Source organism: Singulisphaera photorubra (assembly GCF_045290345.1).
In the GTDB taxonomy this organism is placed as follows: domain Bacteria; phylum Planctomycetota; class Planctomycetia; order Isosphaerales; family Isosphaeraceae; genus Singulisphaera.
Genome location: NZ_CP155447.1, coordinates 7,420,217 through 7,436,694 on the forward strand (window position 1 = coordinate 7,420,217; position 16,478 = coordinate 7,436,694).

Consider the following 16,478-nt stretch of genomic DNA (forward strand, 5'->3'; position numbering starts at 1 on the left):
CTCATGCCCGCGCTCAGAATCGTGGCCCTTTGCATCGCGTCGGCCATCGCCTATGGGCTCGTGCATGACCAGATCACCGCGCGGGTCTGCATCGAGTATTTCACGATCGGCCATCCCCCAGTCTTCCAGACCGAGTCTCCCACCCTGCTCGCGCTGGGCTGGGGGATCATCGCGACCTGGTGGTGTGGCCTGATCCTGGGCGTTCCGCTTGCGATGATCGCGAGGCTCGGTTCTCGTCCCAAGCTGACAGCGGCCGATTTCCGGAAACCGATTGCGGTCCAGCTCGTCTGCATGGGGGGAATAGCGGCGATCGCGGGCTGCATCGGCTACGTGGCGGCTCGCGCCGGTTGGGTTGAGTTGATGGAGCCACTTGCCTCCGAGATTCCGGCGCAGGCCCGTGTCCGCTTCCTGGCGGACCTCTGGACTCACCTGGCCTCATACGGGGCCGGGTTCCTCGGTGGGTTGCTCATCTGGGGCTGGGCATGGCGCGAGCGCAATCGCCGGCGCACTGCGATCGCGGGCACGCCCTTGTCGGTAACGCTCCGCGAGGCGGGCCAGGTTCACTGAGGTCTCGGGTCGGAGAGCTTCGGGATGAACGACTTCCTGGACTGGGCTCATGACCTCTCGCCGGTAGCGGCCGCGGCTTGGCTTTTCGGGGCGAACCTCGTTTCGTTTGCCTTCGCCGTGGCGTTGGGGCACCTGGCCCTGTTCTCGTTCTCCGGCAATCGCGTTTCGCTTCCGCCCGACCCGCTGGAGCCGAAGGAACTGGTCTACACGGCGGCTGGGATCGTGGTCAACTGGCTGATCACCATCGCCGCCTGGCTCCTCTGGCGCCATGGTTTCGTCGTCATTCGCAGGGACACCGGCTGGCGTGCCTGGCTCGACGTGCCGATTCTGGTCCTCGTCATGGATCTGGCGATGTACTTACTCCACCGGGTCGTCCATCACCCCTGGCTCTTTCCGATCCATCGGTTACACCACGACTACGACCGTCCGCGCCCCTTGAGCCTTTTCGTGCTCAACCCGCTGGAAACGCTCGGCTTCGGAACGCTCTGGCTGATCGTGATCGTCCTCTATCCGAGTTCCTGGCTCGGTCTCTCAACCTACCTGGGAATCAACCTCGGCACCGGAATGATGGGCCACCTGGGCGTTGAGCCGTTCCCCGGTTGGTGGTCGCGAGTGCCGGTCTTACGCCAAGTCGGGACGAGCACTTTTCACGCTCAGCACCACCAGGACGTCCACCACAACTTCGGCTTCTACACCCTGATCTGGGACCGCCTCTTCGGAACGCTCTTGCCGACCTACGACGCCGAATTCGGCCACACTTTGCCGGTTCCACCCACCGCGGCCTCTCACAAAGTCTGATCCTGCCGGGTGGGCACGAGAAGCCCCACACGACTCGCGGCCGATCGATCAAGCAGGGTGGAGAGTGTGCGTCGAATTCCGACTGCCAACTCTTCCGGCACTCGCCCCCAATATGCCTCGTTGAGAGGCTGATGGGTTATGAGCAGACATCCCCGATCGCTTTCTCCTGCTCGTATGCGGCCAGGATCGACTTCAAAAGCCCTGGGAACCGCTCTTCGACCTCGGCCAGTCGGAGTCGGCTGGAGAGCTCGACCCCAATGCGCTCGCAGCGAATCAGGCCGGCCTCGCGAAGGATCTGGTAGTGCTGCGAGCAGGTCGACTTGGCCAAGACCTTGCCCACCCGGCTCATCGTCTCGACACAGTTCAAACCCGACTCCGCCCTCATCAATTCGCAGACGATGCCGAGACGGACCGGGTCCGCGAGCGCGTGAAGGATGTCCGCGACGCTGACCTGTCCGATCTCGGGATGGCGGAGCGGCCTGCCTGCCATGTCAACGAATCCTTATGCTTAGCTCTGACCCTGAAAGCGGCGACACCCTTTTTCGAAATCGCTCGTGCCGAAGCGCCGCTGTTCGTTAGTTCCCTTGTTCGGGATTTATGAACTACCTATAGTGGAGTGTACGCGATCGACGCCGTGGAAACCAGTCACGAACCGGGCTTGAGACCCAGGATTTTCGCAATGCCTACGCTTCAGGATCCGCTAGTTGTCGGCGACTTGCAGCTTCCGAACCGGGTCATCATGGCGCCGTTGACTCGCTGTCGCGCGGTGGCCGGTCGCGTGCCCAATGCGCTCATGGCCGAGTATTACGTGCAGCGAGCGTCGGCCGGTCTGATCATCTCCGAGGCGACCTCGGTGACAGCCATGGGGGTGGGTTATCCCGACACGCCCGGCATCTGGTCGTCGGAGCAGGTTGAGGGGTGGAAGCGGATCACCGAGGCGGTTCACGCCGCCGGGGGCCGCATGTTCTTGCAGCTCTGGCACGTGGGGCGGATGTCCGACCCGATTTACCTTGGCGGTGCACTTCCCGTCGCTCCGAGCGCGATCGCTCCCTCGGGGCATGTGAGCCTGGTTCGGCCGTTGAAGTCGTTCGTGACCCCGCGGGCGCTTGAGCTCGAGGAGATTCCGGGGATCATCGAGGCCTATCGCAAGGGGGCGGAGAACGCCAAGCTCGCCGGGTTCGATGGGGTGGAGATCCACGGGGCGAACGGCTACTTGCTCGACCAGTTTCTCCAGGACGGCACGAACCAGCGAACCGACGAGTACGGCGGGCCGATCGAGAACCGGGCCCGGCTCATGCTCGAGGTGGCCGACGCGGTGATCTCGGTCTGGGGGCCACGTCGGGTCGGTATGCACCTCGCCCCCCGCGCCGATGGGCACTCGATGGGGGACTCCAACCTGCCCGCGACCTTCGGCTATGTGGCGACGGAGTTGGGGCGGCGGGGCATCGCTTTCCTTTGTGCTCGCGAGCACCTCGGTGACGGGCGGATTGGCCCCGAACTGAAACGAGCCTTCGGCGGCGTCTACATTGCGAACGAGAAATTCACGAAAGCCACCGCCGAGCAGGTGCTCGAGGCCGGTGAGGCCGATGCCGTTGCCTTCGGCGTCCAGTACATCGCCAACCCGGACCTACCGTACCGCTTCTCGATCGATGCCCCACTCAACGCACCGAACCCCGCAACCTTCTATGCCTCCGGCCCTGAAGGCTACACCGACTACCCCCGGCTCGAGCCGGTGGCCTCGGCCGTGTGAATGAAAAATGGGCACGCTTTGAAATCGGAATGACTTCACGGGAGTATGATCTGATGGAATATCGGCAGCTTGGCGGATCGGGGTTCAAGGTCCCCGTGCTCAGCTTTGGCACCGGCACCTTTGGTGGCGGCAACGAGTTCTTCAAGGCGTGGGGGGCGAGCGACGTCGCCGAGGCCTCGCGGCTGGTTGACGTCTGTCTCGAGGCCGGGCTGACCATGTTCGACTCGGCCGACATTTACTCGGACGGTCTGGCGGAGGAAATTCTCGGCCAGGCGATCAAGGGACGCCGGGATCAGGTGCTCATCTCGACCAAGGGGACGTTTCGCCACGGCAGCGGACCCAATGACGTGGGCTCCTCGCGGTTCCATCTTACCAGAGCGGTCGAAGGGAGCCTGCGGCGGCTGGGCACCGATTATATTGACCTCTACCAGCTTCACGGTTATGACGCCTTGACGCCGGCTGAGGAGGTGCTCGGCACGCTCGACGACCTGGTTCGCGCGGGGAAGATTCGCTACATCGGCTGCTCGAACTTCTCCGGCTGGCACGTCATGAAGGCGTTGGCCGTCTCGGAAAAATACGGTCTGGCGCGGTACGTGGCGCACCAGGCTTACTACTCGTTGATTGGCCGCGACTACGAGTCGGAGCTGATGCCATTGGCCCTCGACCAGAAGGTCGGCGCCGTGGTGTGGAGCCCGCTCGGGTGGGGGCGACTCACCGGGAAGATCCGCCGCGGCAGTCCGCTTCCGCAAACCAGCCGCCTCCACAATCAAAAAGTGACTGATATCGGCCCGCCGGTTGCGGACGAGTTTCTCTTCCGAGTGGTCGACGCTCTCGATGCGGTCGCCAAGGAGACCGGTAAGACCGTGCCGCAGATTGCGCTCAACTGGCTGCTCCAGCGGCCGAGCGTGTCGACCGTCGTGATCGGAGCGCGGAACGAGGAGCAACTGCGTCAGAACCTCGGCGCCGTCGGCTGGAACCTCACCGCGGCCCAGGTCGCCACGCTCGATGCCGCAAGCGCCGTGACCCCGGCCTACCCGTACTGGCACCAGCGCGGCTTCGCCGAGCGCAATCCGCCGCCGGTTGCCTGAGCGATCGACGGTCCTCCCGTCGCACGGCCGACCCGGTTTCGCCGGGTCGGCGGTTTTGCCTCCCCTTGATGGGTTGGCTACCTAGGCGGTGGCCCGCTGCCCCTCGACGACGCTGAGGTCGCCCTGGGTAGATACGATCCGGCTGAGTTGGAATCCAGCCGTTGCATAGAGCCGGCGGAACTCGTCCTCGGTGCGCTCGACGCCCCCTGGGAGGAGGAGCATGTTGAGGTCCAGGAGTTTGCCGAACGAGGGCGCATTCCCTGCTGGGAGGACGTGCTCGACGACCAGGAGCTTGGCTTGTTCCGGCATGGAACGTCGGATGTTCCGGAGGATCTGCGTGGATTTCTCGTCGTTCCAGTCGTGGATGATGTGTCTCATGAAATAGGCATCGGCTTCGACGGGGATGGAATCGAAGAAGCTGCCGCCGATCAACTGGCAGCGATCGGCGACCCCGGCTTGTTCCAGGTTCAGGCGGGCGCGTTCGATGACGTGCGGGAGGTCGAAGAGCAGCCCTTTCATTTGCGGATAGCGCAGCAAGATACCGATCAGGTTCCTGCCATTGCCGCCGCCGATATCCGCCAGGACGTTGATGCCGGAGAGGTCGTAGGCGTCGAGAAACGCTTGCGTCTCACGTCCGTGGATCGAGGTCATGGCGGCATCGAATACAGCGGCCTGTTCGGGGCGTTCGCTGAGGTAGTCGAAGATCGGCTGGCCGTAGATGCGGTCGAATGCCGTCTCACCCGTTCGGATGCTCGCCAGCAGTTCGCCCCATGATTGGTAATGCTCCTCGCCCATCATGACGGCCATCGCCCACTGCGAGTTCGGCTCATCGCTCCGGAGCGTTTCGGCCAGGGGAGTGAGCTGAAACTTGCCAGCGCTGTCTTCGGAGAAGACGCCCACGCTCGCCAGGGCCCGAAGCAGGCGATAAAGGGAGCGGGCGTGGGTATCGGTGGCCTGGGCAAGCTCCTCAACACCCTTGGGGCCGTCCTTGAGCCGGTCGGCGATGCCGAGCTTGGCGACGACATAAACAGCCTGCGAGATCCAGGACCCGGTGATCATTCGGGCCATCTGCTCGGGTGCGGTGAGTTCGGGCATCATCGATTCCTTGCTTTGCTGGTGCTTCCTGCCGTGCCCTTGTGTGCCGGGCTGGACTCTCAGGAAGATAGCGGTTCCTTGGAGCCGATGACAAGGCGGGATTCACCCGTCCGCGGGCCTTGCCGGAGGGAAAATCAGGCCATGAACATTCTGCGGGCTCATCATGTTGCGATCATCTGTTCCGACTACGAGACCTCGAAGGCGTTCTACACGCGGACGTTAGGGCTGGAAATCGTCTCGGAAGTTCATCGGAGCGAGCGAAATTCCTTCAAGCTCGATCTGCGGCTGCCGGACGGCACCCAGATCGAGCTCTTCTCGTTTCCGAGCCCCCCACCACGCCCGAGTTACCCCGAAGCGTGCGGGCTGAGGCATCTCGCATTCGAGGTGGCCGACATCGACGAAGCGGTCTCGTCCCTCGAAAACCAAGGGGTCATCGTGGAGAAAGTCAGGATCGACGAATACACAGGTCAGCGTTTCACATTCTTTGCCGACCCGGACGGCTTGCCGTTGGAATTGTATGAATCACGGCGTTGAAGCGGTTGGGACTTTCGGATGTCTCAGGCGGGCGGGGAGTGTGCGTGCCATCCCTATCGAGAATTCCTGGCCGTTTGTGTGATTGAATCAGGAAGGCATCAACCTGCGGTCGTGTGCGGAGCGTCGGAGGGGATCGGGCGTCGGCCTTCCTCGGGCTGGGAAGCGAGGGGATTCCGGATACCACGGGCTCCGAATTGGGAACCGGTGGTACCCGGAAGCCGGCTGGGATTGGTGGGAACTTGTTGTGGTGCTTGTAGGATAAGATTGCCTTTATGTCTTGTTTTCGAATTCGACGTCGATGACCTCTTCCTCACCCTGCTTCTGCTTCTGACCTTGGCCTGCCTGGGCACCCCCGTTCGACGATGTGGAGGCTCCGCTCGCCGCTCCCGCCTGGCCGCCGGCCGCGGCTGATGCGGCGTAGAGGTGTTCGGACATGGCTTGGCTGGCTCGTTGGAGGTCTTCGAGCGCCTGGTTGATCGCGGCCGTGTCTTCCCCGGTTTTCACCTGGTTGACCTTGGCGATGGCGTTGCGAACCGCGGACATGTCGGATTCCGAGAGTTTCTCCTTGTTCTCCTCGAGCAGTTTTTCCAGTTGATAGACGCGCTGCTCTGCACTATTTCGGGCCTCGGCGAGTTCGCGGCGGCGCTTGTCTTCGGAGGCGTGGGCGGCGGCGTCGCGCTGCATCCGATCGATCTCGTCTTTGGTCAGGCCGCCGGAGGATTCGACCTTGACCGACTGTTCTTTGCCGGTGCCTTTGTCCTTGGCGGAAACTTGCAGGATTCCGTTGGCATCAAGGTTGAAGGCCACCTCGATCTGGGGCGTTCCCATCCGGGCGGGCGGGATGCCCTCGAGGTTGAATTCGCTGAGCAGGCGGTTGTCGGCCGCCATCGGCCGCTCCCCTTGATAGACCTTGATCGTGACCGCGGTTTGGTTGTCATCGGCGGTGGTGAAGGTCTCTTTCTTTTCGGTCGGGATTGTCGTGTTCCGCTCGACGAGCTTGGTGAAGACACCTCCCTTGGTCTCCAGGCCCAGGGAGAGCGGGGTGACGTCGAGCAGGAGCAAGTCCTTGACCTCGCCGGTCAAGACCGCGCCTTGGATCGCCGCGCCGACGGCGACGACCTCGTCGGGGTTCACTCCCTTGTGGGGCTCTTTGCCGAAGAGCTCCTTGACAATCGCCTGAACGAGCGGCATTCGGGTCGCGCCACCGACGAGGACGACTTCGTGGATCTCTCCCGGCGTCAGCTTGGCGTCTTCGAGCGCCTTACGGACCGGAGGCTTCACGCGTTCGAAGAGGGAATCGGTCAGTTTCTCGAACTGAGCGCGGCTGATCGCCATCGTCAGGTGTTTGGGACCGGTCTGGTCGGCCGTGATGAATGGGAGGTTGATGTCGGCCTGGGCCTGGAAGGAAAGGTCTTTCTTGGCCTTCTCGGCGGCTTCTTTGAGCCGCTGGAGCGCCATCTGGTCTTTGCGGAGGTCGATCCCCTGCTCTTTCTTGAATGTGTTGGCGATGTCGTTGATCAGCGCCTCGTCCCAGTCGTCGCCTCCCAGGTGGGTGTCGCCGTGGGTGGAGAGGACCTCGAAGACGCCGTCGCCCACGTCGAGGATCGAGATGTCGTAGGTGCCGCCGCCGAGGTCGAAGACAGCGATCTTCTCGTTCTTTTTCTTGTCGAGTCCGTAGGCCAGGGCCGCGGCGGTCGGCTCGTTGATGATCCGGGCGACCTCCAGGCCTGCGATCTGGCCGGCGTCCTTGGTGGCCTGACGCTGGCTGTCATTGAAGTAGGCGGGAACCGTGATCACCGCTTTGCGGACCTTGTGTCCGAGGTGGCTCTCGGCGGCCTCCTTCAGCTTGCGGAGGATATAGGCCGAGATCTCGGGAGGCGTGTATTCCTTGCCGCCCACCTGGATTTTGACGAAGTCGTCGGGCGAGCCGACGATCTCGTAGGGGACCATCTTCTCTTCGGTGGCGACTTCCTTGTGGCGGCGGCCCATGAACCGTTTGATGGAATAGATCGTCCCCCTGGGGTTGGTGACGGCTTGACGTCTGGCCGGTTCTCCCACCAGGATCTCTCCCTTGGGGGTGAAGGCGACGACCGAGGGGGTGAGCCGGCTGCCCTCTTGGTTGGGAATGACCGTCGGTTCGCCTCCTTCCATCACCGCCACGACGCTGTTGGTCGTCCCCAGGTCGATCCCAATAATCTTTTCGCCTTCTGCCACGGTGAACCTCCTCTTGAGTGTCCGACGAGCCAGGATCCAGAGTCCAGGTCGGGTCACAGTCTTTCTGGAACGAGCGCCGCGAGGGCAAAGGGAACGAGTGGATCAGTGAGTCGTGCGTCGCTTCGATCAATCGTTATGCGAAGTTCGGTGGTCGCTTGATCATCGAGTCGCTTGACTTGATGCCGGGTTGGCCGATCCCATGGATCATGAGGTGCGACCAGGTTCGCATCCGGAATCCGAGAACGATCTGCAGCACGCCGAAGGCGATCGAGTACGCCCCGATCAACCAGACGACGGCCAGGGCCCCGGTCATTGGTCTGACGATCAGGGCCATTCCAAACAGGACGGACAGGAGACCGCTGATCGCCAACAGCCACTCGCCTTCGATCTCTTTGCGGAGCCGGACGGCCGCAATGATCTCGAGGACGCCCGTGAAGACGGCCCAGAACGCGATCAGGTAGAGCAACGCCAGCGCCGTGATTCCCGGCCAGGCAAAGGCGACGATTCCCACGGCGACGCCGAGCAGGCCATCAATGAGCATGGCCCACCAAGGCTGCTCGCCCCGCGGTCGGCCGGCGATCGCCGCGGCGATCGTGAAGAGGCCACCCACCAGGGCGAAGGCCCCGTAGAGGAGGATCAGGCTGGCCAGGGTAATCCCCGGCCAGGCGATCGCCGCGATTCCAAAAAGGATCGCGACGAGGCCCCGCAACATCAGGGCCCACCAATTTCGTGACAAGTCGACCATTTCTTGCTCCCATAGGGGGATTGAGACTTTAGTCAAGCCAGGATGTCTGTTCTCGGTTGATCTCTTTCGTGGCTCGCGTACCGTTGGTGAGACCGAGGAATCATCTCGTGTCGGTAACGAGAACAGCCCGAGTGATTGCCATTCACTCGGGAGGTCTTTCCTGCGACTCGGCCGTTGTCGTTGTCGCCTCGCCGACGGCCCCCCGCGTTTGCGGGGGGCCTGGACCAATAGGCCGGGAACCGGCGTTCAAAGATGGTGATGGAACCATGTATTGACTTTGTCCCACCAATGTGTGGCCGTTTGGCTCTGGCGGATCCGCTCGGCGGAGCTGGTGGGATGGGTTCGCTCCTGTCGGAGTTGGTTCTCCATTTGCTCGACCTCGCGAAGCATTTCATCCACGTCTTTGCGCTGGTCTTTCGCGAGCACTTCGCGGTAGAGCTGCAATCGCTTATGGGCGATGCTCATGTTGGCCATGGCTTGCGCAAGGTTGTTTTCTTCCAGGGACCGCTTCGCAAACCAGATCGCGTCCCGGGCGGAGGCGAGTTCCGAGTCCTCCTTGACGGAGCGGAAATCGAGGCCACGGACCATGGCCATCGCTAGCGCCTTGGCCGCAACGTCAGACTTGTTCTCCCCCAGGGCCTTGATTGCCCTCGTGAACTGGGCCTCGATCGGGTCGAGTTTAGCGATGGCCTCCGTGATGACTCGCTCCGACTCGACGAGTTGGAGGCCGGCGACCGCAAACGCGTTGCGTCGGGCCTCCACGATCGGGGCCAACGTCTGGGAATGGAGAATCCCCGCGTATAAGGGGATGTCGTCATCCTGGATCACGAGTTCGTCTTCGAAGATCGTCTTGCCGTCGGGGGCGATGGTCTTCGTATGGACAATCGTCTTGGGGAGCATCTTGCGGATCGCCTGGGTCCCCTCGCGACACTTGGTCAGTTCCTTGAGCGCTTCCTTGGTGTCGTCGGCATCAAGGGCGATTCGCGCCTTCCCGAGATGCTCGAAGACATCGATCATCAGCAGCGAGAGTTGTCGCTGGTCCTCTTGGGCCAGTCTTTCCGTGGTTTCGTTCGACAACTCAGTATGGTAGCCCTTCTCGGTGCCGAAGGTTCGGACAATGCGATGGTTGCTCTTCTCCTTCTCCTTGTCTTTCTCCTTGTCCTTCTCCTTGGTCGAGGGCGCGGCGGAGGATGGCTGTTGTCCCCACGCCGGCACCGCGATGAAGATGAACGTGAAGGCCAGCAGGCTTGCGGCCAGCAGCCGCCACGTTGGCGTTGACCCTAGATAACGGCCTCGCATGATCTGATCTCCTTAGACCTTCGATCGGTTGCAAACCCGTGGTGCGCGAGTCTCCAGAGCTGCTAGTTCGTTCCCGAATTCAAGGTGTTTTGGGTGGCTGCAAGCGACCGCGGCCACCCAGACTCGGGTGTCTTGTCGGTTTAGAAAATTGGCAACTGACGATGCGAGTAACCTTTGATAACCCACGACCGCCATGGAAAACCGGGATTCATCCGGTCGTGTTCCCTGCGTGAGATAGCAGCGCCGGCTTCTGCTTGGAAAAGAACGAGAGGCTGAGAATCCCGGCCAAGCCGTGGCGACTGGTCAACCTCCCGAGGTGCGCTGCTCTGGCGGATACTTCATGCATTCTCCGAACAGGGCATCGAATTCAGGGCTGAGCTCCGCGGCCTCTCCCTTGAGTTGCCGGAGGAACTCACGTTCCTCATCTTCGATTTTGTCGTCGTGAAGAACCATGCGTCGGAGCCATTCCGACTTCTCGGGCCCGATCCGGCCGTCCGCCAGGATGTACTTCTTGATCGAGTTGTAGAAGAACCGCTCGAAGGCATGCGTGCGCTGTTGTACTCGCTTGTGCAACTCGACCAGGAAATCGGCCTCTCTGAGATGGAGCGTGCCGTCGGTTGTGGACAAGGCACTGCGAAGCACCTCGATCTCATGGCCTTCCACCCGTCCATTGCGGACGATCCGTTCTTCGAGTCCGCGCAAATCCACCATGATTGAGTCTCCCCGAAAAATGGTCCCCTCGAAGGGCTTGGGTTCCTTGAGGTTCGGGGCTCCGGGCTTGACGGGAATGCCCCGTTGGGGCTTGGGTCCGAATCGCTTCTCCGTTGGGCCGACCGAGGCCGTGCGCGGGACCGATCACACGCCCCGGAATGAATTCGAGACCTGGGCGCTCAGTTGGGCGATGGCGGCTTCCGCGACACCAAAGGAGGAGGCGGGGTTTTGCCCGGTCACGAGGTTGCGATCGGTGATGACATAAGGCATCCAGGACTTGCCGGACCGGAAGTCGGCCCCTTGGTCGCGAAGCCGGGTCTCAAGGAGGAAGGGCATCTTGTCCGCCAGCCCAACCTCTTTCTCTTCCTTGTTGGTGAACGCAGTGAGGCGGTAACCCTGAAACGTCCAGGTGCCGTCCGCCTGGGTAGCCGGCAGAAGCCCCGCGGGGCCGTGACAGACGGCGGAAATGAGCTTTTGGTCCTCCTGCATGCGATTGAGGATTCCCCTGAGGGTCTGGGAGTGGGCCAGATCCTGCATGGGGCCATGGCCCCCTGGTAAATAAATCGCGTCGTACGAATCGATCTGGGCTTTGGAGAGCTTTTCCAGTACGAGCGGGCGCTTCAGGTCCTCAAGGGAGGCGAGGTAGTCCTTGAACTGCTTGATGATCTTGGCTCCCCCCGAGTTTTTCTCCGGGGCCAGGCTTTCCTGGTCAAGGGGGGCCTCCACTCCGCCTGGCGTGGCAATCTCCACGACCAGCCCGGCCGATTGGAACAACTTATGGGGGACGACGAGTTCCTCGGCCCAGAAGCCGGTCTTTCGGATCGTTCCATCACCCAACGTCAGTTGATTGGCCCCAGTCACGACCATCAGTAGCCGGAGCATGATGTCGTTCCTTTCTCCTCGGAGCTTTCGTGGTCGGGAAGGAGAATCGAACCGGCGACGACCATGGCGGAAGGCCAAATCAAGGAGGCTCTTACGCATTTGCTCGCGGTGGAATGTCTCCCTGTTCGCTCCAGGCCTCTCCCCGTCCAGAACGATTGATCCTTGGTCTCAAAGAACCAGACGCAAGGGGTGCGCCATGTGAGGTGAGCCGGCCGAGATCTTTCGGTTGGGCCGTCGTATCGTTCTACGGGAAAAGATGTTGCGAATAGAGGCGATTGCCCCGAGGAGGGAGCGGCGGACGGCGGGCGAGTCGGCTTTGAGGCCGGGATCGGGTGACACTTTGTCGGTCCCACTCAGGGGGAGCGACATCTTGGCGAAGCTGCGAGGGGTGGGTTTTCCAGGCCGAGCCGCCAACGACCTTGCGAAGGCGCTGGACCGCGAGCGGCCCTGAAGCGATCGGCGTTCGCCGGTCCCCAGCGCTCAGCTTTGTTTTGGTGTCCTCGACTCGGCGTACCCCTGGCACTGGAGGACCGGCTGCCTCGGGTATTTCACGAACCGAGCCTCGGCTTGCGAACGTTCGCAGAGCAAGAATCTTGATCCTTTACCCGACGTGATGACCCTCATCCAACTGCATCGTTCGCAAAGACTCATGGTCATCATCGTGAAGTCGCGTCCTTTCCATGGTTGACCGTCGGGTGGCTCCTGGGCTTGTGATGCACACTTACCGGCTTTGCCTGTGCGGCGTTTGTCAGGTCAAGACGGCCTTACGGGTGGTCCCGGTCGGTCGAGAGGCTTGCAGCCCCGAACGGGACGCGCTTTCAAGATACAAAGTGTGAGCATTTTGTTTCTCGCCCTCAATAGAGGTTGGGTTGAGTGGGCGAAAAGCATGGGGGGCGACTCCTGTCGCGGATTGCGTCAGACGCTCCGGCGGGCAACAGCCCCTGCTCGCGTGCGAACGCGGCCACGGCGTCCGCGAACTCAAGCGGGTGAAGGATGAGCCAGTCGTGGCTAGCCTCGGACCAGGCGATCCGGCTGTCGCGGATCGCGGCATGGAACCGCTCCGCGCAGTGAGGGGGGAACGTGTAGTCGCGGCGGCCCCAGGCGAGCAAGGTCGGCGCCTCGATCTGGGGGGCGACTTCCAGCGGTTCGGTCGAGGCCGCGAGCCAGAACGCATGGTAGAGACAGTTGCGAGTATGACGCACAAGGTTGGCGAGCATATGAGGCGTCAACGGCAGGTTGAGCCGAGATTCTTCCATCAGGCCGTCGCGAAGCCGGCTCTTGAGGAGACTCCACCAGGTGGCACCAGGGAGGCCGCCCACGCTGTCGACCATGACCAGGCCGTCGAGCCGGCTGGGATGGCGCACGCCCATCAGGGCGGCCACGGCTCCCGTGTCCGAATGGCCGACCACGAGGGCCCGATCCAGATTCAAGGCGTCGAGCAAGGCGGCCGCCCAATCAGCCCCCTCGGCGAATCCCCAGGGCTGCTTCACACGCTCCGAAAGCCCTGAGCCCGGCATCTCGGCCACGGTCACCTGGAAATGCTCGGCGAGGGCTTCAATCGTTCCCCGGTAGCTGGCAGCCTGGAGGAACACGCTCGGGATCAGCAGCAACGGCGGACCTTGGCCTGCCTGGAAAAACCGGGTGCGCATCCCGTTCGCTTCGATGAACTGCTCGGCCCACCTGGGCAGGGTCGGAGGAGCCAATTGGGGAGCCATCGGCTCGGTGCGTGTTGCCATCGGATGCAGGGCCCCTTCGCAAGAAGTCGCCGATCGAGCGTCCCAAGAATTACGCCCACGGGAGTAATGCGAATGGCGAGCCCAAAGAGTGAAATTCCGCGGGCACATCCGGCTCGAGGGCCGGGAATGGGGCCGCGGAGGTAAGAGGCCGATTCCTTGGCCAGGAGGGATCAATCTTCCTCGCGAACGGCTTCGATCACGCTGACCGGCGAGGGGGTTGCAATGACCCGCGTGAGCCGGAAGCCAGCCGCCGCGAGGAGTGTGCGGAACTCCTCTTCGGTTCGCTCTCGTCCACCAGTCATCACGAGCATGTTCAAGTCCATGAACTTGCCCAGTGAGGGTTCGTTCCGTGGCGGGATGACCGACTCGACCAGCAGGAGCCGGCCCCCTCGAGCCATTGCGCGATGGCAATTCTGGAGGATGGCGACACTCTTGGCGTCGTCCCAGTCGTGAATGATCCACTTGAGTGTGTAAATGTCTCCGCCGGTTGGGACCGATTCGAAGAAGTCACCGCCGACAGCCTCGAGTCTTCCGTTCAGCCCCTCCGCACCGAGCCTGTTTTGCTCCCCCGCGACGACCTGAGGCGCGTCGAAGAGAAGACCCTTCGCGGTTGGGTTTGCTTTGAGGATCGCGGCCAGGAAGGTGCCCTGCCCCCCTCCGACGTCCACCACGGTGCGGGCCGAGGCGAAGTCGCAGGATTGGACCACTGCGTCTTCGATCGACCGGGTGAGCCCGGACATCGACTCATTGAAGACCTTGGCGACTTCCGGATTCTGAGCGTAATACTCCCAGACGGGCATCCCGAAGTGGTGATCGAAGGCGATCTCTCCGGTTTTCACGCTCTGCAGGACGTCGCGCCAGGCGTCATAGTGGTCTTCGCCCAATTCCGAAATCGCAGTCGCTCGGAGTGAGCCGGGAACACCCGACCGGAGGGCATCTCCCAGGGGCGTCGCCGCAAATCGCCCTTGCTCATCCTCAAGGAAAAGACCGGTGCTTGCCAGCGCCCTGAGTAAGCGGTAAAGCGAGGGCGCGTGAGTGCCCGTCGCCACGGCCAATTCCGCGGCCGTCTTCGGCCCATCCTGCACGAAATCGGCGAGTCCGAGCTTCGCGGCGACGTAGACCGCCCGCGAAGTCCAGAAACTGTTGATGATCTGGAATAATTGCTCTGCAGGGGAGAGAGTTGCCTGAGTCACGCAGATCCTCCTGGGCATGAACTGGGGAAGGGCGAGACCTTATCTTGGTGCTTTGCCCGACGCAATACATCTTGAATGACGATGTGATCTGTCTGAAATGTCAACGAGATCGAAAATAAGTGAATGGTGGAAACGGCTCGCTGATGCAGGTTCCGTGGCCCAAAAGTGGTGCGGTGGCGAGCGAAGTGAGAGAATAAGAAATGCGACCCCCTACCTTGGCATCAGGCCAGATCAACGACCCGACGCCGGGATCGGGATGGTCGCCTCAATCCAAATGGAATCGAAATTGGTGAGGAGAGAGCGACACGCGATGACGATGAGCCATGCGATCGGTGATCAGGAGCGGGCCGGTTGATCCCCCGGGAGTCTCGCGCCGAGAGCGAACGGCCGGAGCGAGTGCTGAACTGGCGCGGAGCGTTGGGTCAGACGGCGTTGGGGCTGTCGGCCTTGTTGTGGCTGGCCCTGATGTGGATCTTTGTCGTGCAGCCCGACGCGTGCGCGGCGATCACGGTCTTCCCGGTTTGGGCCTGGCTTTTCCCAGGCCTCACCCTTGCCGCGGTCGGAGGAGGTTTTCAGGGCCGTCGTTGGGGCCTGTTCCTTGTTTTGGCCTGGAGCTTTTTCTTCTTCGCGTTGGCGGAGGAACCGTGGAGCTTGCTCCGGTCATTAACCAGGCACGATACCCCGACGCGGGGGGGACGAGCCGTGCGGGTCGTCTCCTTGAATTGCGCGATCGGGAATCCGAACGCCGCGCGCGAAGTCGCGCGATTTCGCCCTGACATCGTGCTGCTCCAGGAGTCACCCAACCGAGAGGTGGTCAAGACGCTGGCTCGCGAATTCTTCGGGGTGGAGGGGAGCGTCGTTTATGGGCCCGACGCCACGTTGCTTGTACGGGGGAAAGTTGTCGCCTCGGACTTGCCGCCGAACCAGCGAGCGTACTTCGTCCAGGCGCAAACCCAACTCGCTTCGGGCCTCACGGTCGAGGTGATTAGCACGAGGCTGGTGCCCGCTCACTTTCGGCTCGACCTCTGGTCCCCCGACTGTTGGCGTGAGCAAGCGGAGAATCGGAGGAAGCGGCGAACGCAAGTCGAAACGATCGTTCGTAGCCTCAAGGCGATCCCCGCAACCCGCCCCATAATCCTGGGAGGAGACTTCAACGCGCCGCAAGGCGACGCCGCATTTCGTTCGTTTTCGCCTCGGCTTCACGACACTTTCCGCGAGGCGGGACGGGGCTGGGGAAATACCGTGATCAATGACGTTCCTTTTCTTCGGATCGACCAGATTTGGTCATCGAGCTCGCTTCGAACGCTGAATGTCTTCGTTGCGAAGACCCGGTGTTCGGATCATCGCATGGTGATTTGTGACTTGGAAATTCTGCCGCCCTGATGGGGTGAAAACATCGGGAGCGGTGACCGCAAGAATCATCGGTGCTTTTGCTCGATCGCGGATCGTTGAAAAGAAATCCCGACGGGGCTGCACCTGTTTCCGAGCCAACGGCCCACTGACTCAGAAGCCACCGCCGACGAGATAATGGTTTTCGAGCACCAGATAGATGATGGTCGCCACCAGGAAGAGCCCCGCCATGGCGATGAGGTAGAGGATCAGCACGGGCATCGGCCCGAGCCGGGCTTCGAACCGACGAGCGCCCTGCCAGGCGAGCCATCCGATGATGGGATAAGCGACGAGGCCCGCCGAGGCCAACGCGATCAAGGCGGGATCCGTCTGACGCTGATCCTGAACGTTCACGATGGCGATCGCCACGTACAAGACGAGCAACCCGAGGTGCCAGGTCTTCAGTTGAACGCACGACGCGCGCCATTCTCTGGATCCGAAGGGAGCGTGGATTCCGGTCATGATCTTCTCCTTCTC

16 protein-coding genes are annotated in these 16,478 nt (G+C 62.1%); 6 read left to right on the forward strand and 10 right to left on the reverse strand.

Annotation, left to right across the window (positions count from 1 at the left end):
* Positions 1-3: 3 nt before the first annotated feature.
* Positions 4-567 (forward strand): hypothetical protein, encoded by a 564-nt coding sequence (locus tag V5E97_RS27975; protein ID WP_406694851.1) that lies wholly within the window; start codon positions 4-6, stop codon positions 565-567.
* Positions 568-591: 24 nt separating this feature from the next.
* The gene (locus V5E97_RS27980; RefSeq protein ID WP_406694852.1) at positions 592-1,365 is read left to right on the forward strand and encodes a sterol desaturase family protein; all 774 of its coding nucleotides are present in this window, start codon (positions 592-594) and stop codon (positions 1,363-1,365) included.
* A gap of 136 nt (positions 1,366-1,501) precedes the next feature.
* Here V5E97_RS27980 and V5E97_RS27985 read toward each other — a convergent pair whose 3' ends face one another.
* Positions 1,502-1,855, reverse strand: a complete 354-nt coding sequence (locus tag V5E97_RS27985; RefSeq protein WP_406694853.1) for an ArsR/SmtB family transcription factor — start codon at positions 1,853-1,855, stop codon at positions 1,502-1,504.
* Positions 1,856-2,044: 189 nt separating this feature from the next.
* On the opposite strand from V5E97_RS27985, the gene V5E97_RS27990 reads away from it, so the two are divergent.
* Complete coding sequence (locus V5E97_RS27990; RefSeq protein ID WP_406694854.1) at positions 2,045-3,115, forward strand: alkene reductase; 1,071 nt, start codon at positions 2,045-2,047, stop codon at positions 3,113-3,115.
* 53 nt (positions 3,116-3,168) lie between these two features.
* The gene (locus V5E97_RS27995; RefSeq protein WP_406694855.1) at positions 3,169-4,203 is read left to right on the forward strand and encodes an aldo/keto reductase; all 1,035 of its coding nucleotides are present in this window, start codon (positions 3,169-3,171) and stop codon (positions 4,201-4,203) included.
* A gap of 81 nt (positions 4,204-4,284) precedes the next feature.
* Here the strand turns inward: V5E97_RS27995 and V5E97_RS28000 are convergent, their stop codons facing one another.
* Positions 4,285-5,298: a methyltransferase gene (locus V5E97_RS28000; RefSeq protein WP_406701228.1), complete on the reverse strand. Its 1,014-nt coding sequence runs from the start codon at positions 5,296-5,298 to the stop codon at positions 4,285-4,287.
* Positions 5,299-5,439: 141 nt separating this feature from the next.
* On the opposite strand from V5E97_RS28000, the gene gloA2 reads away from it, so the two are divergent.
* Positions 5,440-5,832, forward strand: a complete 393-nt coding sequence (gene gloA2, locus V5E97_RS28005; RefSeq protein ID WP_406694856.1) for an SMU1112c/YaeR family gloxylase I-like metalloprotein — start codon at positions 5,440-5,442, stop codon at positions 5,830-5,832.
* Positions 5,833-6,102: 270 nt separating this feature from the next.
* Here gloA2 and dnaK read toward each other — a convergent pair whose 3' ends face one another.
* The 7 genes from dnaK to V5E97_RS28040 form a co-directional block, all read right to left on the reverse strand.
* Positions 6,103-8,046, reverse strand: a complete 1,944-nt coding sequence (dnaK, locus tag V5E97_RS28010) for a molecular chaperone DnaK (RefSeq protein ID WP_406694857.1) — start codon at positions 8,044-8,046, stop codon at positions 6,103-6,105.
* Between the two features lie 133 nt (positions 8,047-8,179).
* The gene (locus V5E97_RS28015) at positions 8,180-8,791 is read right to left on the reverse strand and encodes an HdeD family acid-resistance protein (protein WP_406694858.1); all 612 of its coding nucleotides are present in this window, start codon (positions 8,789-8,791) and stop codon (positions 8,180-8,182) included.
* 246 nt (positions 8,792-9,037) lie between these two features.
* Positions 9,038-10,090, reverse strand: a complete 1,053-nt coding sequence (locus tag V5E97_RS28020) for a YfdX family protein (protein ID WP_406694859.1) — start codon at positions 10,088-10,090, stop codon at positions 9,038-9,040.
* Between the two features lie 303 nt (positions 10,091-10,393).
* Positions 10,394-10,801 (reverse strand): hypothetical protein, encoded by a 408-nt coding sequence (locus V5E97_RS28025; RefSeq protein ID WP_406694860.1) that lies wholly within the window; start codon positions 10,799-10,801, stop codon positions 10,394-10,396.
* 144 nt (positions 10,802-10,945) lie between these two features.
* Positions 10,946-11,683, reverse strand: a complete 738-nt coding sequence (locus tag V5E97_RS28030; RefSeq protein ID WP_406694861.1) for a type 1 glutamine amidotransferase domain-containing protein — start codon at positions 11,681-11,683, stop codon at positions 10,946-10,948.
* Between the two features lie 854 nt (positions 11,684-12,537).
* Positions 12,538-13,419 carry an alpha/beta fold hydrolase gene (locus V5E97_RS28035; protein ID WP_406694862.1) on the reverse strand — a complete coding sequence of 294 codons (882 nt, stop codon included), beginning with the start codon at positions 13,417-13,419 and terminating at the stop codon, positions 12,538-12,540.
* Between the two features lie 170 nt (positions 13,420-13,589).
* Positions 13,590-14,612 (reverse strand): methyltransferase, encoded by a 1,023-nt coding sequence (locus tag V5E97_RS28040; RefSeq protein ID WP_406694863.1) that lies wholly within the window; start codon positions 14,610-14,612, stop codon positions 13,590-13,592.
* A 351-nt stretch (positions 14,613-14,963) separates the two neighbouring features.
* On the opposite strand from V5E97_RS28040, the gene V5E97_RS28045 reads away from it, so the two are divergent.
* Positions 14,964-15,995, forward strand: a complete 1,032-nt coding sequence (locus tag V5E97_RS28045) for an endonuclease/exonuclease/phosphatase family protein (protein ID WP_406694864.1) — start codon at positions 14,964-14,966, stop codon at positions 15,993-15,995.
* A 120-nt stretch (positions 15,996-16,115) separates the two neighbouring features.
* Here V5E97_RS28045 and V5E97_RS28050 read toward each other — a convergent pair whose 3' ends face one another.
* Positions 16,116-16,463 carry a hypothetical protein gene (locus V5E97_RS28050; RefSeq protein ID WP_406694865.1) on the reverse strand — a complete coding sequence of 116 codons (348 nt, stop codon included), beginning with the start codon at positions 16,461-16,463 and terminating at the stop codon, positions 16,116-16,118.
* Positions 16,464-16,478: the final 15 nt, after the last annotated feature.